The organism is Streptomyces sp. NPDC020780 (assembly GCF_044334475.1).
In the GTDB taxonomy this organism is placed as follows: domain Bacteria; phylum Actinomycetota; class Actinomycetes; order Streptomycetales; family Streptomycetaceae; genus Streptomyces.
In genome coordinates this window covers 204,471-228,912 of record NZ_JBIRTB010000006.1, presented here as the reverse complement: position 1 = coordinate 228,912, position 24,442 = coordinate 204,471, and the positions used below count along the sequence as shown (strand labels likewise).

Annotated in this window: 22 protein-coding genes and 1 tRNA gene; 12 read left to right on the top strand and 11 right to left on the bottom strand. The window is 70.2% G+C overall.

Going from position 1 to position 24,442, the window contains the following annotated elements; all coding sequences use genetic code 11:
• Window positions 1-130 precede the first annotated feature (130 nt).
• Genes ACH4VO_RS13855 through pdhA form a run of 3 tightly spaced genes read right to left on the bottom strand, consistent with a single transcriptional unit; the run spans window position 131 to window position 3,743 of the window.
• Window positions 131-1,561: a dihydrolipoamide acetyltransferase family protein gene (locus tag ACH4VO_RS13855; protein WP_360995452.1), complete on the bottom strand. Its 1,431-nt coding sequence runs from the start codon at window positions 1,559-1,561 to the stop codon at window positions 131-133.
• Window positions 1,561-2,592 (bottom strand): alpha-ketoacid dehydrogenase subunit beta, encoded by a 1,032-nt coding sequence (locus tag ACH4VO_RS13850; protein WP_360995455.1) that lies wholly within the window; start codon window positions 2,590-2,592, stop codon window positions 1,561-1,563. Before ACH4VO_RS13850 ends, ACH4VO_RS13855 begins: the two co-directional genes overlap by 1 nt.
• A complete protein-coding gene (gene pdhA, locus ACH4VO_RS13845) occupies window positions 2,589-3,743 on the bottom strand; it encodes a pyruvate dehydrogenase (acetyl-transferring) E1 component subunit alpha (protein WP_360995458.1) in 1,155 nt (384 codons plus the stop codon). The genes ACH4VO_RS13850 and pdhA overlap by 4 nt, the downstream gene beginning before the upstream one ends.
• A 211-nt stretch (window positions 3,744-3,954) precedes the next feature.
• Between pdhA and ACH4VO_RS13840 the strand changes: the two genes are divergently transcribed.
• On the top strand, window positions 3,955-4,476 hold the full coding sequence (locus ACH4VO_RS13840; protein WP_360995461.1) for an Lrp/AsnC family transcriptional regulator: 522 nt from the start codon (window positions 3,955-3,957) through the stop codon (window positions 4,474-4,476).
• Window positions 4,477-4,557: 81 nt separating this feature from the next.
• Here ACH4VO_RS13840 and ACH4VO_RS13835 read toward each other — a convergent pair whose 3' ends face one another.
• Entirely contained in the window at window positions 4,558-5,151 is a 594-nt protein-coding gene (locus tag ACH4VO_RS13835; RefSeq protein ID WP_360995463.1) for a TetR/AcrR family transcriptional regulator, read from the bottom strand.
• Window positions 5,152-5,274: 123 nt separating this feature from the next.
• Between ACH4VO_RS13835 and paaN the strand changes: the two genes are divergently transcribed.
• On the top strand, window positions 5,275-6,975 hold the full coding sequence (gene paaN, locus ACH4VO_RS13830; protein ID WP_360995466.1) for a phenylacetic acid degradation protein PaaN: 1,701 nt from the start codon (window positions 5,275-5,277) through the stop codon (window positions 6,973-6,975).
• Window positions 6,976-7,056: 81 nt separating this feature from the next.
• On the opposite strand, the gene ACH4VO_RS13825 is transcribed toward paaN, so the two are convergent.
• The 3 genes from ACH4VO_RS13825 to ACH4VO_RS13815 are packed head-to-tail and all read right to left on the bottom strand — an operon-like array spanning window position 7,057 to window position 10,021.
• Window positions 7,057-7,836, bottom strand: a complete 780-nt coding sequence (locus ACH4VO_RS13825) for a TrmH family RNA methyltransferase (RefSeq protein WP_398440940.1) — start codon at window positions 7,834-7,836, stop codon at window positions 7,057-7,059.
• Complete coding sequence (locus ACH4VO_RS13820; RefSeq protein WP_360995469.1) at window positions 7,833-9,104, bottom strand: HTTM domain-containing protein; 1,272 nt, start codon at window positions 9,102-9,104, stop codon at window positions 7,833-7,835. Before ACH4VO_RS13820 ends, ACH4VO_RS13825 begins: the two co-directional genes overlap by 4 nt.
• Window positions 9,101-10,021: a DUF5819 family protein gene (locus ACH4VO_RS13815; protein ID WP_360995472.1), complete on the bottom strand. Its 921-nt coding sequence runs from the start codon at window positions 10,019-10,021 to the stop codon at window positions 9,101-9,103. The genes ACH4VO_RS13820 and ACH4VO_RS13815 overlap by 4 nt, the downstream gene beginning before the upstream one ends.
• Before the next feature lie 115 nt (window positions 10,022-10,136).
• Here ACH4VO_RS13815 and paaA point away from each other — a divergent pair, with 115 nt between their 5' ends.
• From paaA to ACH4VO_RS13790, 5 genes are read left to right on the top strand one after another with little or no spacing between them, the layout of a single operon-like run.
• Entirely contained in the window at window positions 10,137-11,162 is a 1,026-nt protein-coding gene (gene paaA / locus ACH4VO_RS13810; protein WP_360995475.1) for a 1,2-phenylacetyl-CoA epoxidase subunit PaaA, read from the top strand.
• A complete protein-coding gene (paaB, locus tag ACH4VO_RS13805; protein WP_069171673.1) occupies window positions 11,159-11,449 on the top strand; it encodes a 1,2-phenylacetyl-CoA epoxidase subunit PaaB in 291 nt (96 codons plus the stop codon). Before paaA ends, paaB begins: the two co-directional genes overlap by 4 nt.
• Window positions 11,446-12,147: a 1,2-phenylacetyl-CoA epoxidase subunit PaaC gene (gene paaC, locus ACH4VO_RS13800; RefSeq protein WP_360995478.1), complete on the top strand. Its 702-nt coding sequence runs from the start codon at window positions 11,446-11,448 to the stop codon at window positions 12,145-12,147. Before paaB ends, paaC begins: the two co-directional genes overlap by 4 nt.
• Window positions 12,141-12,635 carry a 1,2-phenylacetyl-CoA epoxidase subunit PaaD gene (gene paaD / locus ACH4VO_RS13795; protein WP_360995481.1) on the top strand — a complete coding sequence of 165 codons (495 nt, stop codon included), beginning with the start codon at window positions 12,141-12,143 and terminating at the stop codon, window positions 12,633-12,635. The genes paaC and paaD overlap by 7 nt, the downstream gene beginning before the upstream one ends.
• Entirely contained in the window at window positions 12,636-13,697 is a 1,062-nt protein-coding gene (locus ACH4VO_RS13790; RefSeq protein ID WP_360995485.1) for a 2Fe-2S iron-sulfur cluster-binding protein, read from the top strand.
• A gap of 326 nt (window positions 13,698-14,023) precedes the next feature.
• Here the strand turns inward: ACH4VO_RS13790 and ACH4VO_RS13785 are convergent, their stop codons facing one another.
• The 4 genes from ACH4VO_RS13785 to ACH4VO_RS13770 all read right to left on the bottom strand — a co-directional run bounded on the left by ACH4VO_RS13785 (window position 14,024) and on the right by ACH4VO_RS13770 (window position 18,220).
• Window positions 14,024-14,368 (bottom strand): rhodanese-like domain-containing protein, encoded by a 345-nt coding sequence (locus ACH4VO_RS13785; RefSeq protein WP_360995488.1) that lies wholly within the window; start codon window positions 14,366-14,368, stop codon window positions 14,024-14,026.
• A gap of 46 nt (window positions 14,369-14,414) precedes the next feature.
• Window positions 14,415-15,464 carry a hypothetical protein gene (locus tag ACH4VO_RS13780; protein WP_360995490.1) on the bottom strand — a complete coding sequence of 350 codons (1,050 nt, stop codon included), beginning with the start codon at window positions 15,462-15,464 and terminating at the stop codon, window positions 14,415-14,417.
• A 57-nt stretch (window positions 15,465-15,521) separates the two neighbouring features.
• A complete protein-coding gene (locus tag ACH4VO_RS13775; RefSeq protein ID WP_360995493.1) occupies window positions 15,522-16,982 on the bottom strand; it encodes a DUF2252 domain-containing protein in 1,461 nt (486 codons plus the stop codon).
• Between the two features lie 1,155 nt (window positions 16,983-18,137).
• Window positions 18,138-18,220, bottom strand: a tRNA-Leu gene (locus ACH4VO_RS13770).
• 315 nt (window positions 18,221-18,535) lie between these two features.
• Here ACH4VO_RS13770 and ACH4VO_RS13765 point away from each other — a divergent pair.
• The 5 genes from ACH4VO_RS13765 (at window position 18,536) to ACH4VO_RS13745 (ending at window position 24,426) form a co-directional block, all read left to right on the top strand.
• On the top strand, window positions 18,536-19,405 hold the full coding sequence (locus ACH4VO_RS13765) for a DUF3662 and FHA domain-containing protein (RefSeq protein ID WP_360995496.1): 870 nt from the start codon (window positions 18,536-18,538) through the stop codon (window positions 19,403-19,405).
• A 10-nt stretch (window positions 19,406-19,415) separates the two neighbouring features.
• Window positions 19,416-19,931 (top strand): FHA domain-containing protein, encoded by a 516-nt coding sequence (locus tag ACH4VO_RS13760; protein WP_360995499.1) that lies wholly within the window; start codon window positions 19,416-19,418, stop codon window positions 19,929-19,931.
• Between the two features lie 141 nt (window positions 19,932-20,072).
• The gene (locus ACH4VO_RS13755) at window positions 20,073-21,548 is read left to right on the top strand and encodes a Stp1/IreP family PP2C-type Ser/Thr phosphatase (RefSeq protein WP_360995653.1); all 1,476 of its coding nucleotides are present in this window, start codon (window positions 20,073-20,075) and stop codon (window positions 21,546-21,548) included.
• Between the two features lie 23 nt (window positions 21,549-21,571).
• Entirely contained in the window at window positions 21,572-22,972 is a 1,401-nt protein-coding gene (locus ACH4VO_RS13750; protein WP_360995502.1) for an FtsW/RodA/SpoVE family cell cycle protein, read from the top strand.
• Window positions 22,969-24,426: a penicillin-binding transpeptidase domain-containing protein gene (locus tag ACH4VO_RS13745; protein ID WP_360995505.1), complete on the top strand. Its 1,458-nt coding sequence runs from the start codon at window positions 22,969-22,971 to the stop codon at window positions 24,424-24,426. The genes ACH4VO_RS13750 and ACH4VO_RS13745 overlap by 4 nt, the downstream gene beginning before the upstream one ends.
• The last annotated feature ends 16 nt before the right edge of the window (window positions 24,427-24,442 follow it).

Sequence of the window (24,442 nt, the reverse complement as noted above, 5' to 3'; positions counted from 1 at the left end):
GTACGCCCCCGGCCCGCACAGGCGTGGGCACGCTCCGGCCGGGGGCAGACACCCGTCCGCGGGGCACGGACACAGTCCGACCGGGCCGGGACGGTCCGGCCGTGTCCGGTCGCGGCGGACCACCGTCAGGTCACAGCGTGCGCAGCAGCACCGCCGGCTGCTCCACGCAGTCGGCCACATACCGCAGGAAGCCACCTGCGGTGCCGCCGTCGCAGACCCGGTGGTCGAAGGTGAGCGACAGCTGGACGACCTGTCGCACCGCCAGCTCCCCTTGATGCACCCAGGGTTTCGGCACGATGCGGCCGATCCCGAGCATCGCCGCTTCCGGATGGTTGATGATCGGTGTCGAGCCGTCGACCCCGAAGACTCCGTAGTTGTTCAGTGTGAACGTGCCGCCAGTCAGGTCCGCGGGGGTCAGCTTCCCGGCACGCGCCACCTCCGTCAGCCGGCTGATCTCCGCGCCGATCGACTCCACGTTGCGGGCCTGGGCCCCGCGGACGACGGGCACCACCAGCCCCCGTTCCGTCTGCGCCGCGAAGCCCAGGTGGACCTCCGGCAGACGGACGACCTCCCGAGCCTCGGCATCGACCGTGGCGTTGAGTTCCGGGAACCGGGCCAGTGCCGCCGTGCAGATACGGGCCAGCAGAGCGAGCACCGAGACCTTGGGCACCGAACCGCCGCCACCGGCGCCGTTCATCGCGGCCCTCGCCGCCATCAGTTCGGTGGCGTCCGCGTCGACCCAGCACGTGGCATCCGGAATCTCCCGCCGGCTGCGCGCCAGCTTGTCCGCGACCGCGCCCCGGACTCCGCGCAGCGCGATGCGCTCGCCGGCCACCACGGGTGCCTGACCGGTGACCGGGGCCGGCGCGGCGGCAGAACGCTCCGCGTCGCCCTTCCTGATCGCGGATTCGACGTCGGTACGCAGGATCAGCCCGTCCCGCCCCGAACCCGGGACCTGCCGGAGGTCGAGACCGTGCTCCCGCGCCAGCTTCCGTACCAGCGGGGAAATGACCGCCACGGGTCCCGGTACCTCCACGGCAGGGGTGGGCGCAAGGGATCGTTCCGGCATGGGCCGCGTGGCCGTAGGGGGAGCCGTGACGGACGTCGGCCTGACCCTGCGGCGCCGTGCGGCGGGTGCTCCCGTGCCATAGCCCACCAGCACGTTTCCGGATGCCTCACCCGCCGGCCCTGATACCGCACCGGGGGCATCGCCGGACACCGGAGCCGACTCCGCGCCGGAGGCCGCGCCGGAGGCCGCACCGGACACCGGCGCCGAGGCCGCGTCGGCGGGAGTCCTGCAGGAGTCCGGGCCCGTCGCTCCTACCGCCACGGTCAGTAGCGGTGCGCCGACGGGAAGCTCCGTACCCTCCTCACCGAACCGCGCCGTCACGACGCCGCCGTACGGACACGGCACCTCCACCATGGCCTTGGCCGTCTCGACCTCGACGACCGGCTGGTCGATGGCGACCACATCGCCGACCTCCACCAGCCACCGCACGATCTCCGCCTCGGTCAGTCCCTCGCCGAGGTCCGGCAACGTGAACTCGAGCACCTGGGCCATCAGCTCTCGGCCTCCCACTGAAGACGGGCCACCGCGTCGAGCACCCGGTCCACGCCGGGCAGATGATGGCGCTCCTGCATCGGCGGCGGATAGGGGATGTCGAACCCGGCAACCCGCAGTACCGGCGCTTCGAGGTGGTGGAAACACTGCTCGGTGACCCGCGCCGCGATCTCGCCGCCCGGGCCGCCGAATCCGGAGGATTCATGGACGACCACCGCGCGCCCCGTGCGCCGCACCGACGCGGCGACGGTCTCGTCGTCGAACGGCACCAGCGAGCGCAGGTCGACCACCTCGAGGTCCCAGCCCTCCGAGGTGGCGGCCTCGGCTGCCTCCATACACACCGGGAGGGACGGGCCGTAGGTGATCAGGGTGGCGCTGCGCCCCGGCCGGCGCACCACGGCCCGCCCGATCGGCTCCACCGCGGCCGGTGCGTCCGGCGACCAGGCCGCCTTCGCCCAGTAGAGCCTCTTCGGCTCCAGGAAGACCACCGGATCGTCGGAGGCGATCGACTGCCTCAGCAGCCCGTACGCGTCCTCGACCGTGGCCGGCATGACGACGTGCAGCCCGGGCGTCGCCATGTAGTAGGCCTCGGAGGAGTCACTGTGGTGCTCGACACCCCCGATTCCCCCTCCGTAGGGAACGCGCACCGTGATCGGTAGGGGCATGGCACCCCGGGTGCGGTTCCGCATCTTGGCGACATGACTGACCAACTGCTCGAACGCCGGGTAGGCGAAAGCGTCGAACTGCATCTCCACCACGGGCCGCAGCCCGTACATCGCCATGCCGACGGCGGCACCCAGGATGCCCGCCTCGGCCAGTGGCGTGTCCGTGCACCGGCCGTCGCCGAACTCCTCAGCCAGGCCGTCGGTGACCCGGAAGACCCCGCCGAGGGTGCCGACGTCCTCACCGAGCACATGCACCGTCGGGTCCTCGGCCATCGAGTCGCGCAGCGCGCGCCTGAGCGCCTGCGCCATCGTGGCGGGCTTGACCGCGCTCTCACGCTGCCCGGCCGTCGCCGCAGCCGTGGTCATCGCCTCTCCTCCGCACCGCTCTCGTCGTGCTCCGCTTCGAGCTCGCTCCGCAGCCGGGCGGCCTGCTCGCGCAGCTGTCCGGTCGGCTGTTCGTAGACGTGGGTGAACAGGTCCATCGGATCCAGCACCGGATCGGCGTTCATCTGCTCACGCAGGCCTGCGGCCATGCGCTCCGCCGCCTCCCGCACCGTCCCGATCCGCTCCTCGTCCAGCAACCCCCGGCCGGTCAGGTCACGCTCCAGCAGCAGGATCGGGTCGTGGTCACGCCACGCCTCGACCTCGCTGTCGCCGCGGTAACGGGTGGCGTCGTCGGCGTTCGTGTGGGCCTCCATGCGGTACGTGACCGCCTCGACCAGCGTCGGCCCCCCACCGCGCCTGGCCCTTGCGACCGCTTCGCCCAGTACCTGGTGCACCGCGACCGCGTCGTTCCCGTCGACCAGCCGGCCCGGCATGCCGTACCCGACGGCCTTGTGAGCCAGGGACGGGGCGGCGGTCTGCTTGGCCAGGGGTACGGAGATGGCGAAGCCGTTGTTCTGCACGAGGAAGACGACCGGAGCGCGCCAGACCGCAGCGAAGTTCAGCGCCTCGTGGAAGTCGCCCTCGCTCGTCCCGCCGTCACCCACCATGGCCAGCGCCACGACGTCGTCGCCCTTGAGCCGCGCCGCGTGGGCCAGCCCCACCGCGTGCGGCAGCTGGGTGGCGAGCGGGGTGCACAGCGGGGCGATGCGGTGCTCACGCGGGTCGTATCCGGTGTGCCGGTCCCCGCGCAGCAGGGTCAGTGCCTCGACCGGGCCCAGACCACGGGCCACGGCGGCAAGCGTGTCGCGGTAACTGGGGAAGAGCCAGTCACGCTCCTCCAGGACGAGCGCTGCCGCGACCTCGCAGGCCTCCTGGCCGGTGCTGGAGGGGTACACGGCAAGCCGGCCCTGCCTGGTCAGCGCGGTGGCCTGGGTGTTGTACCGGCGGCCACGCACCAGCTCGGCGTAGAGACGCAGCAGCAGCTCGGGGTCGGCGTCGGCTGCGGCGTCCGTGCCGAGCACCCGGTACGGCTCGGGGTCCGGGAGCAGCGGCGCAGGGTCGGTGAGCGGCTTCCAGGCCGGGGGCGGCGTGGGCCGGTAAGCGGCCGCGCCGGGCAGCTCTTGGACCGTCATGTGAAGCACCTCCTGGCATCGAGATACATCGAGGGTGTCGAAATCTGCGGAAATATCGAGGCGGAAGCGAGGCGCCGGGTGCGGAGTGCCTCACCTACCGATTGTTCGGTCGTGGAGGCATTTTGGCTACAGGCACCGTCAGCCTGTGGACAAACGGTTCTCCACAGCCTGGGATAGGGGCAGGTCGTCCACAACAGGGAGGCACGGGCAGATGGCCGCTGAACAAATGGCCGCCGGCGGTGCGGACCCCGGCCAGGTGTCACCCGCCAGGCCGCTCGACTCGGTGGACCGCGACATCCTCCGCATCCTGCGGACGGACGGCCGGGCCTCGATACGCGCCGTGGCCGAACGGGTCCACGTGTCGCGCGCCAACGCCTACGCCCGCATCAACCGGCTCGTGGAGGACGGGGTGATCCGCGGCTTCAGCGCCCGTGTGGATCACGAACGGGCGGGACAGGGCGCCTCGGCGTACATCACGCTGAAGATCGTCCAGAACTCCTGGCGCACGGTGCGCGAGCAGCTCGGGGCGCTGCCGGGCGCCACCCACATCGCCCTGGTCAGCGGCGATTTCGATGTCCTGCTCCTGGTGCACACGCCGGACAACCGGGCGCTGCGGGAACTGGTCCTGACCAGGATCCAGGCCATACCCGAGGTGCTCTCCACCCGCACCCTGCTGGTCTTCGAGGAGACCGACCTCGGCCCGCGCCCGGATCGGCCGGCCGAGCTCGCGTAGGTGCATCGATCATGAAGCCGCTCCCGGCCGGAACGGCGAGGGACGGGTGGCCGGGCCGCACGGGCCCTGATACGGGCCGGCTCAGCGACTGGCCCGCATCCCCTCGAAAGCCAGCTGCACGACCGTGTCGGCCAGCTGCTCCCCCTCCGGCGAGCCGCCCGGCTGCGGTCGGTACCACTCGACCAGGGAGTTCACCATGCCGAAGAGGAGGCGGGTGGCCAGGCGTATGTCGACGTCGGCCCGCAGGTCGCCGTCCGCGACAGCGGCCTTGAGCAGTTCGGACACCCGCTGGTCGAACTCCCTGCGCCGCTCCAGGGCCCAGCGCTCGGTGTTCGTGTTCCCCCGGACACGCAGCAGCAGCGTGACGTAGGGCAGTTCGCCCATCAGGACCTCGACGGTGCGGCGCGTGACGTATTCGACCCGTGCGATCGCCCGCCCGCGCGTCGCCCCCGGCTCCTCCAGGATGCCGAACAGACCGTCGAGCGCCCGGCTCACCGCGCGGCGCAGCAGCTCCTCCTTGCCCGTCACATGGTGGTAGATCGACGACTTGGAGATTCCGGCCGCCTTGGAGAGATGCTCCATGGAGGTGCCGTCGTAGCCGCGTTCGTTGAAGACGCGCACGGCAACGGTGAGGAGGGTTTCCGGTGTGTACGTGTCCCGCTTGGCCGTGGTCATGACCGCGATCCTCCCCCATGAGTTGTCCACAGGTCCTTCGGGGCCCCTTGTCCCGACCGATCGTTCGGTTACTCTAACTCCGTCCGCACGTCCCTGCCCGGCTCGACGAGGAGTTGGTCCGTCATGGCCGCCGAGCTTTCCCCCGAGAAGCTGTCCGAGACCCACCGTCCGACGCTCGACCAGGCACTCGACGCGATCCGTACGCGCGCCTACTGGTCCCCGCACCCCGAGCATCCCAAGGCCTACGGCGAGGGCGGCCTCGCCGGCAGCCTGGGCGCGGCGGAGGGCAAGGCCGCCTTCGACGCCATGCTGAACACCCGGCTGGACCTCGGCCAGCCCGGCACCGACGGCTGGGCCGGCGGCGAGGTCTCGCCGTACGGGCCGAAGCTCGGCGTCGAGTACCCGCATGCCGACCCGGACGTCCTGCTCCCGGCGATGAGCGCCGCCATGAGCGACTGGCGGGCGGCCGGGCCGGAGACCCGGGCCCTGGTCTGTCTGGAAATCCTCGCGAGGATCAGCGCACGTACGCACGAACTGGCCCACGCCGTGATGCACACGAGCGGGCAGGCGTTCGTCATGGCCTTCCAGGCAGGCGGACCGCACGCGCAGGACCGCGGTCTGGAAGCGGTGGCGTACGCCTACGCGGAGCAGACACGCACGCCGCACGCCGCCGACTGGTCGAAGCCCCAGGGCAAGCGCGATCCGCTCCGGTTGCACAAGACCTACACCGCGGTCGGCCGGGGTATCTCGCTGCTGATCGGCTGCAACACCTTCCCCACCTGGAACGGCTACCCGGGCCTGTTCGCCTCGTTGGCCACCGGCAATCCGGTCCTGGTCAAGCCGCATCCGCGGGCGGTGCTGCCGCTCGCCCTCACCGTACAGCTGGCCCGAGAAGTCCTGGGCGAGGCGGGTTTCGACCCCAATCTCGTCGCGCTGGCCGCCGAACGGCCCGGCGAAGGCATCGCCAGGACCCTGGCGCTGCGACCCGAGGTCAAGATCATCGACTACACGGGTTCCACCGCCTTCGGCGACTGGCTGGAGGCCAACGCCAGGCAGGCGCAGGTCTACACGGAGAAGGCCGGCGTCAACACGATCGTCATCGACTCCACCGACGACTACCGGGGCATGCTCTCCAACCTGGCCTTCTCGCTGTCCCTCTACAGCGGTCAGATGTGCACCACCCCGCAGAACCTGCTCATCCCCCGGGACGGTGTGCCGACCGACGCGGGCCACAAGACCTACGAGGACGTGGTCACGGACATCGCGGGGGCCATGACCGGCCTCCTGGGTGACGACGCCCGAGCCAACGGGCTGCTCGGCGCCCTGGTGAACCCGGACGTGCGGGCGCGCCTGGATGCGGCCGCAGGGCTGGGCGAGGTCGCCCTCCCGTCCCGCCAGGTGGCCAACCCCGACTTCCCGGAAGCTGTCGTGCGCACACCCGTGCTCGTCAAGCTCGACGGCACCGAGCCGGACGGTGGGGCGGCCTGTCTCTCCGAGTGCTTCGGGCCGGTCTCGTTCGCTGTCGCCGTCCAATCGACGACCGCCGCACTGCATCTGCTGCGCCGCACCATCCGGGAACAGGGCGCGATGACGGTAGGCGCGTACACCACGTCCCCGGAGGTGGAGCGAGCGGTGGAGGACGTCTGTTTCGACGAATCGGCCCAGCTCTCGCTGAATCTCACCGGCGGGGTGTACGTCAACCAGACGGCGGCCTTCTCCGACTTCCACGGTTCGGGTGGCAACCCGGCGGCCAATGCGGCGCTGTGTGACGGAGCTTTCGTCTCCAACCGGTTCCGCGTGGTGGAGGTCCGCCGCCAGGCCTGACGCCCGTCGCGCACCGCCGCGCCCTGCCACGGCGGGCGCCACACGCCGCCCGGCGGAGCGGGGGCTGGGCCACCTCCCCGGTCACCCGCTCGAAGGCTCCGGAATGTCCGCGTACCGCTGGACCCAGGCATGCATGGCGATGGCCGCCGCCGCTCCCGCGTTGATCGAACGCGTCGATCCGAACTGCGCGATGGAGCACACGAGCGACGCGTGCCGCCGGGCTTCCTCGGTCAGCCCCGGGCCTTCCTGTCCGAACAGCAGCACGCACCGCCGGGGCAGGACCGTGCGTTCGAGGGGCACCGCGCCGGGGAGGTTGTCGATACCGATGATCGGCAGCCCCTCGGCGGCCGCCCAGGCGGTCAGGTCGGCGGTGTCGGCGTGGTGACGCACATGCTGGTAGCGATCGGTGACCATCGCACCCCGCCGGTTCCAGCGCCGCCGGCCCACGATGTGGATCTCCTTGGCGAGGAAGGCGTTGGCCGTGCGCACCACCGAGCCGATGTTGAAGTCGTGGCCCCAGTTCTCGACCGCCACGTGGAAGTCGTGCCGCCGCAGGTCGAGATCGGCGACGATCGCCTCACGCGTCCAGTACCGGTAGGCGTCGCCCACGTTGCGCCGGTCGCCCAGGGCGAGCAGTTCGGCGTCGTAGCGCTCCCCCTCGGGCCAGGGCACGGGGTGCGGGCCGACCCCGATCTGGTTGCCGTACCCGTCGTCGTACTGGATGGGCTCCGCGGACGGATCAGGGTCCGCGGACAGGTCCGTCGCCGGGGAGGGACCCGTTTCCCCGGACGGTCCGGTCGCCGTGGACGGGTCCGCTGCTGCTGCTCGAGGATCTTCTGCACTGCCGGTCTCGCTGGTCACCCGACGAGCGTATGGCCCCCGCCCCCGCCGTGCCGCAGGGGCTCCTGATCACCGTCGTCCGGCCGCCGCTGTCCCGGCACCCGGGCTCTGCCCGTCGCCCGGGAGACGAGCCGCCGCCGGCCGAAGGTCACCTTTTCACCCAGCCACACCAGGAACACCGTCGGCAGGAAGACGGCGTCCGCCGCGATCATCGCCATGGAGAAGAACGGCAGTCCGAGGAGAACGGCGATCCCGGCGTGCTCCCCGATCATGACCACCAGCAGGACGTTCTTGACCCGCCGGTTGAACAGGGTGAAGGGGAAGGCGACCTGCACCATCACCGTGGCGTACGTCAGCACCATGACAGCCAGCGCGCTGGACGCGAGCAGACCGGAGAGCGCCGGCCACGGGGCGAAGTAGTCGAGTTTGAGGGGATAGTAGAGAGCTGTGCCGTCCTGCCAGCGGGATCCCTGGATCTTGTACCAGCCCGCGGTCGCGTAGATCAGGCAGACCTCGGCCATGATCACGAGAAGGGCGGCGTTGTGGGCCAGGTTGGCCAGGACGTCGAGCAGGGTGCGGAGCTCACGGTCGGGTGCGTAGCGGCGCAAAGCCCACCAGAGGCCGTTGCCCACCCACAGCACGCCCAGGAGCGTCCGCAGCCACCAGGTTCCGCCGAGTCCGTCCATCGCCATGGCGGGCAGCAGGACAGCACCCGATACGGCCCACAGGGCCGGGCCCACGACGTCCCGTGCGGGCCCGTGCCCCGCCGCGCGGTGTGCGGCCTCCCGTGCGGCACGTCGCGCGTCCAGCGACCAGACCTGTGCACAGCGGGTGAGCACAAGGTAGATCGCCATCAGATGGATGACGTTGTCGCCGCCGTCCCCCATGAAGATGCTGCGGTTCTGCAGCGAGAGCACGCCGGCCATGAACACGACCGAGGTGACGCGGGTCCGCCAGCCGAGCATCAGAAGGGCGGCGGAGATCAGCGTGAGTCCGTAGACGCTCTCGAACCAGAGCATGCTGTCCGACCACATCAGGACGGTGAAGGCGTCGTTACCGGCGATGAGCTCCCGCGCCATGTCCCAGCGCCACGGGCCGTCGGGGCCGTACAGCTCCCGGCGGTTCGGGAGTTCCCGCAGCAGGAACAGCAGGTACGTGGCGGAGACACCGATACGGACGACGGCGCTCTGGTACACGCCCAGCGGCCCGGCAGTGACCCCCTGGATGGCGCGGGCGAGGGAGCGGTCGGGGTTCCGGACGCCGCCGCGCGGCTCGGCGGACGTGCTCACTTCTCCCCCTCGGCACCGTTCGACACCTGATCGGCGCCGGCCTGCGGCAGGTCCGACGGGGTCACGGTCCACCACGGAAGCACCCGGTAGTTCGGCTCGGTGCTGATCTTCTCGCTGCTCCACGGCGGAGCACCGACGGAACGGATCGAGGACCGCACCTGGATCCGCTCGACCGTGCCCCCGTAGTCGTGCGCGGAGAGGCGAAGCATCACGATCCGTCGGATGTAGCGTTCGGACAGTTCTCCCCGCAGGCCACTGGGGCGGTTCTCGTTGTCATGGGACCCGGTGTAGAAGTCCCAGGCCCGCCGCAGTTCGTTCTGATGAACGTGGCTGGGAAGGGGATTTCCGCGTATCGCCCGGCCGTCCTCGTGGGAGAGGCTCATCCAGCGCGTGGTGGTGATGCCGTCCACCCCGTCGATCTCGGCACGCACGTGTACGGCGATGTTCTGCTGCAGCGGATTCGGGGCGAACAGCTTCCAGTTCTGTTCGAATTCCGGATAGATCCAGTCGTCGATGTCCTCGCCGTGCTGCTTCGTCAGGGTGTTGGACGGGGCCACGTGCAGGAACACCATGGCGAGGTGCCCGCAGGCCACGAGTCCCATCACGGAGAGCGCCAGTGCTGCGACGATCTGGTAGGGAAGTGACAGACCGGCTATCCCCCGGCCCTCCCGCCGCAGCGGGGCCGGATTCGAGCCCGGCGCCGTCGACGTGTCCGTCCCCGAATGATCTCGGCCGTAAGGCCCGGGGCCCGGTATCCCCGCGGGTTCGGCGGCCGCGTCCGCTGCGGCGTCCCCCTGCTCCGGAGGCGGGGCTACCGTCTCGGGCCCGTCGCTCGAACCGGCGCCGTTCCGGCGCGGCATCTCCGGCCAGGAGCGCTCTTCCACGCCGTCGGTACGCCCACCGTGGTCCGAATCCATCCCGCCCCGATCACCGTCGATCACCGCTCAGTTATCCACAGGGTTGACACCCTACGGGCCTCCGACTCACCATTGAAGCCAAGGAACCGAACGATCGGTCGGTAGGGAGTCCGGGATGACGGCAGTGACTGCGGAGGAAGCGACGCAGGGGACGGCAGACGGGGCAGCGGCGGCCGCGGCGCGCGCCACGGCCTTCGACGCCGCTGTCGCGGCTGACGACCGGATCGAGCCGCGGGACTGGATGCCCGACGCGTACCGAGCTTCGCTGGTCCGTCAGATGGCGCAGCACGCGCACTCCGAGATCATCGGCATGCAACCCGAGGCCAACTGGATCTCGCGCGCACCCTCGTTGCGCCGCAAGGCGATCCTGATGGCGAAGGTGCAGGACGAGGCCGGGCACGGGCTGTATCTGTACAGCGCGGCGGAGACCCTCGGGACCAGCCGCGAGGAGCTGCTCGACAAGCTGCACGCCGGCCGCCAGCGGTATTCCTCGATCTTCAACTACCCGACACTCACCTGGGCCGACGTGGGGGCGATCGGCTGGCTGGTGGACGGCGCCGCGATCACCAACCAGGTGCCGCTCTGCCGTTGCTCCTACGGCCCTTACGCCCGTGCGATGGTACGGATCTGCAAGGAGGAGTCCTTCCACCAGCGCCAGGGGTACGAGCTGCTGCTCGCCCTCAGCCGCGGCACTCCTGCCCAGCACGAGATGGCGCAGGACGCGGTGAACCGCTGGTGGTGGCCGTCCCTCATGATGTTCGGTCCCCCCGACGACGCCTCCGCCCACTCGGCGCAGTCGATGGCCTGGAAGATCAAGCGCCATTCCAACGACGAGTTGCGCCGGCGCTTCGTCGACATCTGCGTCCCGCAGGCACAGGCCCTGGGTCTCACCCTGCCGGACCCGGACATCCGGTGGAACGAGGAACTCGGGCAGCACGACTACGGAGCGATCGACTGGACGGAGTTCCAGGAGGTGCTCAAGGGCAACGGCCCGTGCAACGAGGAGCGGCTCACCCAGCGACGCAGGGCCCACGAAGAGGGCGCCTGGGTACGCGACGCGGCGGCGGCTTACGCAGACAGACACGCGGCACGACCCGGAACGTCCGGAGCGGCCGCAGAGACCGTGGAGGCGACCGCATGAGCAGCTCGACCGACTGGCCTCTGTGGGAGGTGTTCGTGCGCTCCCGCCGCGGGCTGTCCCACACCCATGCGGGCAGCCTGCACGCACCGGACGCCGAGATGGCCCTGCGCAACGCCCGCGATCTGTACACCCGCCGCTCCGAGGGCGTCTCCCTCTGGGTGGTCCCGTCGACGGCGATCACGGCCTCCTCACCCGACGAGAAGGACTCCTTCTTCGAACCGGCCGGGGACAAGCCCTACCGCCATCCCACGTTCTACGAGATTCCGGAAGGGGTGAAGCACCTGTGAGCGCGGCCCTCGCCCTCGGCGACGACGCGTTGGTGCTGTCGCACCGCCTGGGCGAGTGGGCGGGTCACGCGCCCGTCCTCGAAGAGGAAGTGGCGCTGGCCAACATCGCCCTGGACCTGCTGGGCCAGGCGAGGATGCTGCTTTCGTTCGTCGGGGACGAGGACGAGCTGGCCTTCCTCCGCGAGGAGCGGTCCTTCCGCAATGTCCAGCTGGTGGAGCAGCCGAACGGCGACTTCGCCCACACCATCGCGCGCCAGCTGTACTTCTCGGTCTACCAGCACCTCCTGTACGGGCAACTGGCCGCCGGGACGGGGGAGTTCGCCGACCTGGCTGCGAAGGCCGTCAAGGAGGTCGCCTACCACCGGGACCACGCCGAGCAGTGGATCCTGCGGCTGGGTGACGGCACGGCCGAGAGCCACGAGCGCATGCAGCGCGGACTCGACGCTCTGTGGCGGTTCACCGGCGAGCTGTTCGAACCGGTGGAGGGACTCGACGTCGACCGGGAGTCGCTGCGCGGGAGTTGGTCGTCCGCCGTCGGATCCGTGGTCGAGCGGGCCACCCTGACCCTTCCGTCGGGCCCGCAGAGCGGCGCGTGGGGCGCGGGAGCCGGCAGGCAGGGCCTGCATACCGAGCCGTTCGGGCGGATGCTCGCCGAAATGCAGCATCTGCACCGCAGCCACCCGGGGGCGTCATGGTGACGGAAACCCTGCTGGAGGCGGAGCTCCACCGGCTCGCGGGCTCGGTGCCGGATCCGGAGCTGCCGGTCCTCACTCTGGACGAGCTCGGTGTACTCCGCGGGGTGCGGATGGACGGACCCGACCGCGTCACGGTCCACCTCACACCGACGTACACGGGCTGCCCGGCGATCGAGGCCATGTCCGCCGACATCGAGCGGGTGTTGCACGACCATGGTGTGGCCGAGGTTTCCGTGGTCACCGTGCTGGCTCCCGCGTGGTCGACGGACGACATCAGTGACGAGGGGCGTCGCAAGCTGGCGGAGTTCGGGATAGCGCCGCCGCGACCGGGCGGGCCGTCCGGACCCGTGCCGCTGACCCTCTCGGTGCGCTGCCCGCACTGTGGTTCCACGGACACGGAGCTGCTGAGCCGGTTCTCCTCCACGGCGTGCAAGGCGCTGCGCCGTTGCGTGGCCTGCCGCGAACCGTTCGACCACTTCAAGGAGTTGTAGATGTTCCATCCGCTCCGGGTCAGCGCGATCGAACGGATCACGGACGACGCGGTGGCCGTCACCTTCGCCGTGCCCCCCGCCCTGCGCGAAACCTTCCGCCACACACCGGGTCAGCATCTCAACGTGCGGTACGGCGCCGGTGGCGAGGAGATCCGCAGGTCGTACTCGATCTGTGCTCCTGCCGCCGAGCAGCCGGACCCTCCCGAGCTGCGGGTGGGTATCCGCATGGTCGACGGCGGGGTGTTCTCCACGTACGCCCTCAAGGAACTGGCGGTCGGTGACGAGGTGGAAGCCATGCCTCCGATGGGCCGCTTCGTCCTTCGCCCCCGCCCCGGCCACTTCGCGGCGATCGTCGGAGGCAGCGGCATCACACCGGTGCTGTCGATCGCGGCAACGCTGCTGGCGCGTGAACCGGAAGCCCGCTTCTGCCTGATCCGGAGCGACCGGACAGCGGCCTCGACAATGTTCCTCGACGAGGTGGCCGACCTCAAGGACCGCTATCCGGACCGCTTCCAGCTGGTGACCGCGCTGTCACGGGAGGAACAGGCCGCCGGGCTCGCCTCCGGCCGGCTGGACCGGGAGCGGCTGGGTGGGCTGCTGCCCGCGCTGGTGTCGGTACCCGACGTGGCGGGCTGGTTCCTGTGCGGGCCGTTCGGCCTCGTGCGGGAGGCTGAACGTGCCCTCCGGGCGCTCGGCGTCGACCGCACCCGGATCCACCAGGAGATCTTCCACGTCTCCGACGAGAAGACAACTGCGCCGCCAACAGCCCGGGTGACCGCTCCCGCGGAGAGCACGCTCACGGCGACGCTCGACGGCCGCTCCGGCAGCTGGCCGGTCCAGGACGGCGAATCGCTGCTGGAGACGGTCCTGCGGAGCCGCTCGGACGCCCCCTACGCCTGCAAGGGCGGCGTCTGCGGAACATGCCGTGCCTTCCTGGTGTCGGGTGAGGTGCGGATGGACCGGAATTTCGCCTTGGAGCCCGAGGAGACAGAAGCCGGCTTCGTACTCGCCTGCCAGTCGCACCCCGCCACCCCGGAGGTGGAGATCGACTTCGACCGCTGAACGGCCATGCGCCGGTGAGCCCCGGCGGTCGTCCCGCTTACGGACGTACAGGCAGAGCGGAGGGAAAGCTGACCTCCGGAGGCGAGTCCTACGCGTCGACGCCGTTTCGCGGCGCTCGGGGCGAGCGGTCCGAGCGGGTAGACCGCCCTGTCGGCGCCCGGTCCCTGCCTCCGCCCATCCACCTCCGTACCACTTCGCCACCCCGCCACTCCTCTGGTTGCGGGCCGTTACCCACTCCGCCTCCGCGAACGGCCCGCAAGCAGTGGCGGCGGCAGCGGCAGGAGGAAGGCCGGAGTGGCTGGAACGGCCGGAGCGGCAGCGGGGAGTCAGAGGACGAAGGCCGCGTTCCCGTTCTCCGTGACCATCGGGCGGCCGGCTCCGTCCCAGGCGAGCATTCCGCCGTCGACGTTCACCGCGTCGATGCCCTGCTGCACCAGGTACTGGGTTACCTGGGCGGACCGGCCGCCGACCCGGCACACCACATGGACGCGCCGCCCGTCGTCGGCTGCCTCGGTCAGTTCACCGAAGCGCCCCACGAATTCGCTCATGGGGATGTGGAGCGCGCCCTCGACATGCCCCGCCGCCCACTCGTCGATCTCCCGGACGTCCAGCACGAAGCCGTCCGACGGCACCGCCGCTACGTCCACCGAGGGCAGCGGAGCGAAATTCATGGGTCATGCCTTCTCTCGTACGTACGCGCCAGGGTCTCCTCAAACGCTACTGCACCAGTGCCGTCAGCTCCGCCTCACGCTCGGCAACCTCGGCCAGGAGCTTCTCCCCGATGTCCTCCAGCAGTCCGTCGGGGTCCTCGGGCGCCATCCGCAGCATGGAGCCGATCGCGCTCTCCTCCAGTTCCCGCGCAAGAGCCGTGAGCAGTTCCTTGCGGCGGCTCAGCCACTCCAGCCGGGCGTAGAGCTCCTCGCTCTCGCTCAGTTGCAGCTCCGGAGCGACCGGGCCCGCCGCCCACTCCGCTGCCAGTTCCTGCAACAGCGCGACGTCACCACGCCCGTATGCGGCGTTGACACGCGCGATGAACTCGTCGCGCCTCGTTCGCTCGGTCTCGTCCGACGCGAGGTCCGGGTGGGACATGCGTGCCAGCTCCCTGTAGAGCTTGCGCGCCTCCTCGCTGGGCCTGACGCGCTTCGGCGGCCGCACAGGTTGCTCCGTGAGCATGGCCGCCGCCTCCGGCGACAGCCCGTCGGAGTCCATCCAGTCGTGGAAGAGCTCCTCGACCCCCGGCATCGGCATGACAATCGCCCGCGCCTCCTGGGCCTTGCGCAGATCCTCCGGATCCCCCGTCTTCGCGGCCCGCGCCTCCGCGATCTGTGCGTCGAGCTCGTCCAGGCGCGCGTACATCGGGCCGAGCTTCTGGTGGTGCAGCCGGGAGAAGTTGTCGACCTCGACGCGGAAGGTCTCCACCGCGATCTCGAACTCGATCAGAGCCTGCTCGGCCGCCCTGACAGCCTTCGCGAGCCGCTCCTCGGGCCGGGGGGCTCCCGACGGGTCCGCAGGCACGCCCTGGTCATCGCCACCAGCACCGCGGCCTGCACCCCCACCAGCCCCGGAACCGCCCTCGGCCCTGTCACCGACCGTCGCCCCACCAGGGTGGTGACCGGCCTCCGGTTCCTCGTCCGGACCGTCCGGCAGCTCAGCCGGGGACGCGCGGTGCGCGTGCTCCGGCTCGCTCGGCCGGCTCTCGTCCTGATCCCGGTCCTGCGCGTCTACGTCGTTCCGGGTGGTCGGCACCCCGGCGGCTTCTTGGCTCACCCGTCCAGCGTATGGCCACGGCCCGCACCACGAGGACGCGCGGTAGCAGCGGACCCGCTAGACACCGAGTTCGGCGGGTGTGCGACCGGCACGGACCGCCCGCACGAGCTCGGCGTGGTCCGCCTCCGTACGGTCCGCGTAGAGCACCGCGAAATCGGCCACGGCGTCGTCCAGCTCGGCATTTTTCCCGCAGTAGCCCGCGAGCAGCCGGGGGTCGGCACTGTGCGCGTGAGCCCGGGCCAGCAGGGCACCGGTCATCCGCCCGTAGTCGTCCACCTGGTCCGCCGCGAGCGCTGTCGGATCCACACTCCCCTTGCGGTTCCTGAACTGGCGCACCTGGAAAGGCCTGCCCTCGACCTCGGCCCAGCCGAGCAGTATGTCGCTGACCACCTGCATCCGCTTCTGCCCGAGCACCACCCGGCGCCCTTCGTGCGCCACTTCCGGCACCTGGAAGCCTGCCTGGGGAAGAAAGGGGGAGAGGGCGGAGGGCCTGGCCTCCTTGACCTGAAGGACCAGCGGCTCACCACGGTGATCGAGCAGCAGCACGACGTAGGAGCGGGTGCCGACGCTGCCCGTGCCGACCACACGGAAGGCCACGTCGTGGATCGCGTAGCGGGCCAGCAGCGGGGTCCGGTCCTCCGAGAGCGTCGAGAGGTAACCCTCCAGACCGGCCGCGACCGCCGCCGCCTCCGCGTCCGGCACCCGGCGCAGCACGGGCGGGGCGTCGACGAAGCGGCGTCCGCCGTCCTCGCACTCCTCCGTGGACCTGGCGGCGAAACGGGCGCTGGTGTTGTTGCGTGCCTTGGCGGAGACGCGCTCCAGCGTGCCCAGCAGATCCCGCGCGTCCGTGTGCGAGACGAGTTCCTCGTCCGCGATGGCGTTCCACGCGTCGAGGGCGGGCAGTCCGGCGAGCAGACGCATCGTGCGCCGGTAGGCACCCACCGTGTCGTACGCACCCTGCCGGCAGGTGTCCTCGTCGGCGCCCGCCTCGCGGCCGGCGAGGACCAGCGACGTGGCGAGCCGTTTGAGGTCCCACTCCCACGGGCCGAACACGGTCTCGTCGAAGTCGTTGAGATCGATCACCAGATTGCCGCGCGCATCGCCGTACAGCCCGAAGTTGGCCGCGTGCGCGTCACCGCAGAGCTGAGCACCGACCCCCGTGACCGGTGTGCCGGTCAGGTCGTGGGCCATCAGCCCGGCCGAGCCGCGTAGAAAGGCGAACGGAGTGGCGGCCATCCGCCCCACCCGGATGGGCGTCAGTGCGGGCACCCGGCCCCGGTTCGACTCCTCCACCGCCTGGACCGCGTCGGGCCGGCCGGCAGGCAGGACGAGGGATCCGTGGACGGAGCGGGGCACCTGGAGCCGCAGCGCCTTACCGACGGCCTTCGGCGATCTCCCGGGATCCTCCGCCGACCGCCGCCCTCCGTCCCGGCGCTGCGCGAAGCCGGGCACGACCGGAATGCGTGCTCCTCCCTCTGCCGCGCTCCGCGCCGGCACCGTCGCATCGACCTCACTCATGGAGCGCCGCCTCCCCCGCCTTGCCGCTGTCCCGTCCCGCATCACCTGCGCACGACCGTACAACCGCGCCGCGCCGGCCGTCTTCTCCTGTGGACAACCCGCGCGGGCCGTGCCGCCGGCACCGTACCTCGCCCGCCGGCCACGGCTCCCCCGAGGCACCCTGCCGGCAGCTTCGGACGCCGACCGCCTCCTCCGTCTCCCCTCGGCGGAGGCCTCCGCAGCGGGAGGTGCCGCCCCGCGGAACCCCACCGCACCGCACCGCAGCGCCACGGCACCCCCTCGGCCCGGCTACGCCCACCATGCCGAGGACCGCCCGCTCCGCCAGGAACCACAGCGCCGGCACCAGCACCTGTCCGCCCAGTCCGTAACCGCCGAAGTGCACGTGGCCGCGCACTTCTTGGACGAAGCCCGCCCCGATCCAGAGGGCATGGAGCGAACCCGAAGAAGCCGAGTGGGAGCTCCGGACGGAAGACGCCGCCGGAACGCGCGAAGCGGGGCATGCCGAACGGCACCATCACGTCGAGCGTGGCGTGGTCCATCGCTTCAGAAGTGCGGGAAGGCCGACCCCGATCGGCAAAATGCCGCCGAGCAGAGCCAGGCCGTCGCCCACAGGCCACCGAGGCCGTGATCCACAGGACCGAGCGGCCCCCGGCGGAACACAGCGCCGACGGCGCTCACCATGGGGGGAGGCCCCCGACCGCCTGCGCGGCCGCGAGCAGCGACGCGGCACCGCCCCCGCGCCGCCGATCACCTCGACCGGGGCGTAGGACCCGATACCGGCGGCCACCAGCACGCAGAGAAGGCCCCGCCCGGTCGGCTCGCCGTCGTCCGCCGTGGGCGCGACATTCGTCACCTCGAGCGGCGACCTCGGTGAAGACCGTCCGAACCACCGTGGCGCCGGTGTCCGACGGGGCGGTCGCCCCCAGGTAGTTCGGGACGGTCCCCGGAGCAGGTAGACGCCCTGACCCGTGAGCCGGCCGTCCCGCACCGGCCACCCGAAGACCCGACCGAAGCCCCCACCGAAGCCCCCACCGAAGGCGCCACCAAAGCCCCACCGAAGCCTCCACGGGCCACAACGAAGAACCCCCGCTCCGGATTTCTCCGGAGCGGGGGTTCTGTCGAACCAACCCGGCAGTTGCGAGCAACTACCCGTTGTGCGCGAGGGGGGATTTGAACCCCCACGTCCCTAAGGACACTGGCACCTGAAGCCAGCGCGTCTGCCGTTCCGCCACTCGCGCATGAGTGGTGTTTTCAGACTCTCTCACCGTGTGGTGCGAGCGCCTGGCGACATCCGGAAGATTAGCACGCTGGACAGGGTGGATTCACATCCGTTGTTTCGCGCAACCCGCGTCGGGCACCGGGAACCCGAAGAGGCCGCCCCCACTCCTCCTGAGTACACGCGGAGTGCGGGACACTGTCGGGAGGGCACCTCTACGATCCGTGTGAGAGGTGACACTCATCCACTGTGCAGACAAGGGGAACCAGCCGATTTCCCGACGCGTGGATACGATCAGTAAGCAGTACAGGGATGACGACACCGGAGGAGGTGCCCCATGGGAGTCATGAAGCGTTTCGAGCAGCGTCTCGAAGGTCTGGTCAACGGCACCTTCGCCAAGGTCTTCAAGTCCGAGGTGCAGCCGGTCGAGATCGCCGGCGCGCTCCAGCGCGAGTGCGACAACAACGCAACGATCTGGAACCGCGAGCGGACCGTCGTCCCCAACGACTTCATCGTCGAGCTCAGCACGCCCGACTACGAGCGGCTCAGCCCCTACTCGGGGCAGCTCGGCGACGAACTCTCCGGCCTCGTCCGGGACTACGCCAAGCAGCAGCGGTACACCTTCATGGGCCCGATCAAGGTCCACCTGGAGAAGGCGGACGACCTCGACACGGGGCTCTACCGCGTACGCAGCCGGACCCTGGCGTCGAGTTCGTCACAACAGGGGCAGCAGGACCAGCAGGGCGGTCCCGCGCCCTACGCCCCGCCGAACCGCCCCGCCGCTCCTCAGGCACCGGGTGGTTACGGCTATCCCCCGGCCTCCTCACCCCCGCCCATGCCCGCGGCCCCGCCGCCGGGCGCGGGGCGTCCCGGCGGCCCTTCCAGCGACTGGCGCCCGCCCGCGTCCGGCCCCGTGCCGGACGCCCAGGTGCGGCGCTGGATCGAGATCAACGGCACCCGCCATCAGATCTCCCGCCCGACGTTGGTGATGGGACGAAGCACCGACGCCGACGTGCGGATCGACGACCCCGGCGTATCGCGCCGGCACTGTGAGATCCGGACCGGAACGCCCTCGACGATCCAGGATCTCGGGTCCACCAACGGCATCGTGGTGGACGGGCAGCACACCACCCGCGCTACGCTCCGCGACGGCTCGCGAATCGTCGTGGGCAGCACCACCATCGTTTACCGGCAAGCCGAAGGGTGAAGCGGGGGCAATGTCAGAGCTGACCCTTACGGTCATGCGGCTAGGTTTCCTGGCTGTTCTGTGGCTATTCGTAATCGTGGCCGTCCAGGTCATTCGCAGCGACCTGTTCGGAACGCGTGTCACGCAGCGCGGCTCACGCCGCACTGCCGCCGACACGCGCCCGCAGCAGGGCCGCCAACAGCAAGCGGCACCCCCTCAGCAGCGCCAGCAGCCGGGGCGCCAGCGGCGTGGGGCTCCCACGAAGCTGGTCGTCTCCGAGGGGACGCTCACCGGCACCACGGTCGCACTCCAGGGCCAGACGATCACGCTGGGCCGGGCGCACGACTCAACGATCGTGCTGGACGACGACTACGCGTCCAGCAGGCATGCCAGGATCTACCCGGACCGTGACGGCCAGTGGATCGTCGAGGACCTCGGGTCCACCAACGGCACCTATCTCGACCGGACCCGGCTCACCACCCCGACACCTGTTCCGCTGGGCGCGCCGATCCGCATCGGTAAGACCGTCATCGAGCTGCGGAAGTAGTACGACAATGAGCGAGCGGAGCGAGCGAGCCGCGGCGGTCCTGACGAAGGACCCGGTGCGGCTCCCGACCGGAAGGTGGGCAGTGTGGCTCGAGACCGGCTGGCGCGACAGTCGACCGGCGAGCCGACGGGCGAGGTGCGCATGAGCTTGTCGCTGCGCTTCGCCGCCGGATCGCACAAGGGCATGATCCGGGAGGGCAACGAGGACTCCGGTTACGCCGGCCCCCGCCTTCTGGCCATCGCCGACGGCATGGGCGGTCAGGCGGCCGGCGAGGTCGCCAGCTCCGAGGTGATCTCCACGCTCGTCCAGCTCGACGACGACGTGCCGGGCTCCGACATCCTCACCTCGCTGGGCACGGCGGTCCAGCGGGCCAACGACCAGCTGCGTGACATGGTCGAGGAGGACCCCCAGCTCGAAGGCATGGGCACCACGCTCACCGCCCTGCTCTGGACCGGTCGGCGCCTCGGCCTCGTCCACGTCGGCGACTCGCGCGCCTATCTCCTGCGCGACGGCGTCCTGACGCAGATCACCCAGGACCACACCTGGGTGCAGCGTCTGGTCGACGAGGGACGGATCACCGAGGAAGAGGCCACCACCCACCCGCAGCGCTCCCTGCTGATGCGGGCGCTCGGCAGCGGCGACCACGTGGAGCCCGATCTCTCCATCCGTGAGGTCCGCGCCGGTGACCGCTACCTGATCTGCTCGGACGGTCTCTCCGGCGTCGTCTCGCACCAGACGATGGAGGAGACCCTCGCCAGCTACCAGGGCCCGCAGGAGACCATCCAGGAGCTCATCCAGCTCGCCCTGCGCGGCGGTGGCCCCGACAACATCACCTGCATCGTCGCCGACGTGCTGGACGTCGACAGCAACGACACCCTGGCCGGGCAGCTCCACGACACCCCGGTCATCGTCGGCGCCGTCGCCGAGAACCAGGCCGCCCAGGCGAACGACGGCCGCGCCATGGAGACGCCCGCGGGCCGCGCGGCGGGCCTCGGCCGCTCCGCCCCGCCGCCCTCCGGAGGCTTCGGCCCGCCCGGCAGCGGCGACGACCTGGGCTACGGCTCCGGTCCGGACAGCGCCCTGAACTCGTACACCGACGAGGACTTCACCAAGCCCCGCGGCGGCCGCAAGTGGCTGAAGCGGTCGGTCTACGTCGTGCTGGCCCTGGCCGTCATCGGCGGTGGCGTGTACGGCGGCTACCGCTGGACCCAGACGCAGTTCTACGTGGGTACGAAGGACGAGAACGTCGCGCTGTTCCGCGGCATCAGCCAGGACCTCGCCTGGGTGTCGCTCTCCGAGGTCGAAGAGAGCACCGAGATCGAACTGAAGTACCTCCCGCCCTACCAGCGCAAGCAGGTGGAGGCGACGATCGCCGAGGGCAACCTCGCAGATGCCCGCCAGAAGGTCAGCGAGCTCGAAGTACAGGCGTCCGCGTGCGAGAAGAACGCGCAGCGCCGCGCGGCCGAGGCGGAAGCCGCCAAGAACCAGAACGAGAACGCAGACAGCACATCCGCCACGCCCCCCGCCAAGGGCGACAAGAAGACCGCGACCCCCACTCCCGGCCCCAGCCTCTCGGAGGAAGAGAAGAAGCTGGTCCCGCAGTGCGGTAAGCAGTAAAGCCGTAGGGGGCCTTCAGCACCATGAGCGTTGTCACCAACACCACCACGATCGGCGCGATCGACGCGCCGAGCCGCCGTAACACCGAGCTGGCGCTGGTCGCGTTCGCCGTCCTCATCTCGGTGTTCGCCTACGCCAACGTGGGCCTCGCCCTCCACGGCGAACTGCCCGCCGGCATGCTCGGCTACGGACTGGGCCTCGCCCTGCTCGGAGGCGTGGCGCATCTCGCCGTGCGGCGGTTCGCCCCGTACGCGGACCCGCTGCTGCTGCCGCTGGCGACGCTGCTGAACGGGCTGGGGCTGGCCCTCATCTGGCGGCTGGACCAGTCGGAACGGTTCCAGGCGACCGAGAACTTCGTGGCCGCGGCGTCGAAGCAGCTGATGTTCTCGGCCGTCGGCGTGGCGATCATGGTCGGCGTCCTGATCGCCCTCAAGGACCACCGCATCCTGCAGCGCTACACCTACATCTCGATGCTGGTGGCGCTGTTCCTCCTGATCCTCCCGATGTTCTTCCCCGCCGTGAACGGCGCCAAGATCTGGATCAAGATCCCCGGCGTCGGCACGATCCAGCCGGGAGAGTTCGCGAAGATCATCATCGCGGTGTTCTTCGCCGGATACCTCATGGTCAAGCGGGACGCGCTCGCTCTGGCCAGCCGCCGCTTCATGGGGCTCTACCTGCCCCGTGGCCGCGACCTCGGGCCGATCCTCATGGTGTGGGCGTTCTCGATCCTCATCCTCGTCTTCGAGACCGACCTCGGCTCCTCCCTGCTGTTCTTCGGCATGTTCGTCGTCATGCTGTACGTCGCCACCGAGCGCACCAGCTGGATCGTCTTCGGTCTGCTGATGTCCGCCGCGGGGGCCGTGGGCGTGGCCACGTTCGAGCCGCACGTCCAGGACCGCGTCACCGCCTGGCTCGACCCGTTCGCGGGCTGGGGCAAGGAGGCCGCCAGCGAGCAGATGGCCAAGTCCCTGATGGCCTTCGGCTCCGGAGGTACCCTCGGCACCGGCCTGGGCCAGGGCAACTCCGACCTGATCGGCTTCGCGGCCAACTCCGACTTCATCCTCGCCACCGTCGGCGAGGAGCTCGGTCTGGCCGGCATGATGGCCGTCCTGCTCGTCTACGGCCTCATCGTCGAGCGGGGTGTCCGTACGGCACTCGCCGCCCGTGACCCGTTCGGCAAGCTGCTCGCGATCGGCCTCTCCGGTTCCTTCGCCATCCAGGTCTTCGTGGTCGCCGGCGGTGTCATGGGGCTCATCCCCCTGACCGGTATGACCATGCCCTTCCTCGCCGCCGGTGGCTCCTCCGTGATCGCCAACTGGGCACTGATCGGCATCCTGATCAGAATCAGCGACACCGCCCGCCGCCCCGCCCCGGCCCCCGCACCGTCCCCGGACGCCGAGATGACCCAGGTGGTCCGCCCGTGAACAAGCCGCTCCGCCGCATCGCGATGTTCTGCGGCCTCCTCGTCCTGGCCCTGCTCGTCCGCACCAACTACCTGCAGTACGTCAGGGCCGACGAGCTCAACGCCAACGAACACAACCGTCGCGTCCAGATCGAGCGTTACGCGCACGAGCGCGGCAACATCATCGTCGACGGCGAACCGGTCACCGGCTCCGTCGAGACCAAGGACAGCGACTTCATGTACAAGCGGGTCTGGAAGAACGGCCCCATGTGGGCGCCCGTGACCGGCTACTCCTCGCAGGCCTTCGACTCGTCGCAGCTGGAGAGCATCGAGGACGGCATCCTCACCGGCAACAGCGACCAGCTGTTCTTCGACCGCACGCTCTCGATGTTCACGGGCGAGAAGAAGACCGGCGGGAACATCGTCACCACCCTGAACGGCGCCGCGCAGAAGGCCGCGTTCAAGGGGCTGGGCGGCAAGAAGGGCGCCGTCGCCGCGCTCGACCCGCAGACCGGCGCCGTCCTGGCACTGGCCAGTACCCCCTCCTACGACCCCTCGGTCTTCGCCGGGAACTCCCTCAAGGACTCCGACGCCCGGCAGAAGCTCCTGAAGGACGAGGACAAGCCGATGCTGAACCGGGCCCTGCGGGAGACCTACCCGCCCGGCTCGACGTTCAAGGTCGTCACGGCCGCCGCGGCGCTGGAGAACGGCCTCTACACGGACATCGACGCGAAGACGGACTCGCCCCTTCCCTGGCGGCTCCCCCAGTCGACGAACCTGCTGCAGAACGAGGGCAACATCCCGTGCGAGAACGCCTCGCTCCGGGAGGCGCTGCGCTGGTCCTGCAACACCGTCTTCGGCAAGATGAGCGACGACCTCGGCAACGACAAGATGATCGAGCAGGCCGACAAGTTCGGCTTCAACGAAGAGGTCTTCACCCCGGTCCGCGCGGACGCCAGCATCTACCCGAAGGACAACCGCCCGCAGAACGCGATGGCGGGCATCGGTCAGGCGTCCAACCGCGCCACCCCCCTCCAGATGGCCATGGTTGCCTCCGCGATCGCCAACGACGGCAAGCTCATGCAGCCGTACATGGTCGCCCAGCGGCAGGCTCCCAACCTGGACGTCATCTACACCCACGAGAAGGAGCAGCTGAGCCAGCCGCTCTCGGGGGAGAACGCCCAGAAGCTGCAGCAGATGATGGAGACCGTGGTCAAGGACGGCACGGGCAAGAACGCTCAGATCGACGGGGTGACGGTCGGCGGCAAGACCGGAACCGCGCAGCACGGCCTCAACAACAGTGAGAAGCCGTACGCCTGGTTCATCTCGTACGCGAAGACCGACAGCGGCTCCCCGGTGGCCGTCGCCGTGGTCGTCGAGGACGGCAACGCCAACCGTGACGACATCTCCGGCGGCGGTCTGGCCGCCCCCATCGCCAAGAGTGTGATGAAGGCGGTACTCGACGGGAAGAAGTGACACTCGTCACAACTTC